The following is a 1594-nucleotide window of genomic DNA, read 5'->3' on the forward strand; positions in this document are numbered from 1 at the left end:
GCTGCATTTCCCCAGGGGACGGGGACCGACGTGCCCCAGGACACCCCCGATTCCCATGGGACCCGGGGGAGGGGAATGGTTCCCGCACCGCTGCCCGGGCGGCGGCGGGACCGCGAAGGCGCCCGGCACAGCCGCGTACCCCTGCGCGAGACGGCCGCCGACTCCGTCATACGCGTCCGCCTCGTCCGCCTCGCGGCCGTGCCCTGCCTGCTCGTCGCCGCCACCTGCTCCGCCGTCACCGCCTTCGTCGCGCGGTCCGGCGGACAGCCGCTGAGCGGCGCCGCCTGGACCGTCCTCGGCTGCGGCTTCGCCCTCGTCTGCGGCATCACCGCCGTCGCCTGCACCGCCGCCACCGCCGAGGCCCGCGCCACCGTCCAGCGCTACGCCCGGCTCCGCGAGGTCTGCGCCCGTAGCCAGTCCGACCTCTACGCCCTCGTGCACCGCGTACGCCAGGGCGAATGGCTCCAGCAGCGCGCCCCCGAACCGCTGCCCCGCCCCGCCGGCGACACCCTCGACCTGCTCGTCCACGACGTCGCCGCCGCCGGACGGGCCGCCGAGGCCGCCGTCATCGACGCCGTCGCCATCGCCCGCGGCAACGCCAGCGGCAGCGAGCAGAAGGTCGAGGTCTTCGTGAACCTCGCCCGGCGCCTGCAGTCCCTCGTCCACCGCGAGATCGAACTCCTCGACGAGCTGGAGAACCGGGTGGAGGACCCGGACCTGCTCAAGGGCCTCTTCCACGTCGACCACCTCGCCACCCGCATCCGCCGGCACGCCGAGAACCTCGCCGTACTCGGCGGCGCCATCTCCCGCCGCCAGTGGAGCCGCCCGGTCACCATGACCGAGGTCATGCGGTCCTCCATCGCCGAGGTCGAGCAGTACCCGCGCGTCAAGCTCGTCCCGCCCATCGAAGGCACCCTGCGCGGCCACGCCGTCGCCGACGTCATCCACCTCCTCGCCGAACTCGTCGAGAACGCCACGGTCTTCTCCGCGCCGCACACCCACGTCCTGCTCCGCGCCCAGCTGGTCACCTCGGGCCTCGCCGTCGAGGTCGAGGACCGGGGCCTCGGCATGGACGCCGACGAGCAGGACCGGATGAACGCCCTGCTCGCCGACCCCGACCACGTCGACGTCGCCGAACTCCTCAGCGACGGCCGCATCGGCCTCTTCGTGGTCTCCTCCCTCGCCCGCCGGCACGGCATCGTCGTCCGCCTCCAGAGCAACATCTACGGCGGCGTGCAGGCCGTCCTGATCCTGCCGCCCGGCCTCCTCGGCGACGTGCCCGCCGACGGCGAGGAGGGCACCGCCGGCGCCGGCACCACGCCCGCCGTCGCCGCCGCACCCCCCGCCGACGGCCCCGACCAGCGCCGCCACGCCGTCCGGACCACCGACGACAGCACCGGCCCCGGCGTACTGCCGCCCGCCCCCGGCCACCCGGCCCCGCAGCCGCCCCCGGCCGCCGGACCCATGCCGGCCGCGCGGCCGGCGCCCACCGGCGCGTACCCCGCGAGCCCGCTCACCGCGCCCGCGCCCGCGCCTCACGCCACCGCCGACCCGCCGGCCACCGCCGGGCCCACCGAACCGCGCCGGGACGCCG

At 76.5% G+C, this 1594-nt stretch carries 1 protein-coding gene; it reads left to right on the top strand.

The features are described from left to right. Positions 1-75: 75 nt before the first annotated feature. A partial coding sequence (locus C3486_RS36570) for an ATP-binding protein (protein WP_258053218.1) occupies positions 76-1594 on the top strand: 1519 nt, incomplete at its 3' end.

It is taken from the genome of Streptomyces sp. Ru73 (assembly GCF_002920575.1).
Taxonomy (GTDB): domain Bacteria; phylum Actinomycetota; class Actinomycetes; order Streptomycetales; family Streptomycetaceae; genus Streptomyces.